General features: G+C 38.6%; 1 protein-coding gene. It reads right to left on the bottom strand.

Annotation, left to right across the window (positions count from 1 at the left end):
• A partial coding sequence (locus tag RZN25_18610) for a DDE-type integrase/transposase/recombinase (GenBank protein ID MEQ6378795.1) occupies positions 1-466 on the bottom strand: 466 nt, incomplete at both ends.

Raw genomic sequence — 466 nt, 5'->3', positions numbered from 1 at the left:
TTTTAAGGTCCGAAACATCGCTTCAGAATACGGATTATCGTTACTTACTCGGGGTCTTGAATAAGAACTTTGTACTCCCAATTTTTCAAGTAACACTTGAAAAGTTACGGCTTTCATAGGGCTCCCATTATCAGAATGCAGAACCAATGGTCTTCCCTGAATTTTCTCACTGACAACCGTCTTTTTTATTAATTCCTCCGCGTATTGTGATTCCTCTGTTTCCCAAATCTCCCAACCTACTATTTTTCTGCTAAAAATATCAATAATTAAATAGAGTCGGTAATACATGCCTTTCACCGGCCCTTTTAACCACGTAATATCCCATGTCCATACCTGGTTAGGTGCTTTTGCTAAATGGCTTTCTGGTAGTCTCCGTACAGGTCTTTTGCTTCTTCCCCTATGATTTTGCATATTTAGTTCACGAAGTACTCGATAAAAACTAGATTCAGAGGCGATATAAATCCTT

Source organism: Bacillaceae bacterium S4-13-56, assembly GCA_040191315.1.
Taxonomy (GTDB): Bacteria; Bacillota; Bacilli; order Bacillales; family JAWJLM01; genus JAWJLM01.
Note: the sequence above shows the minus strand (reverse complement) of the source record. Positions and strands in the feature narration are given on the sequence as shown.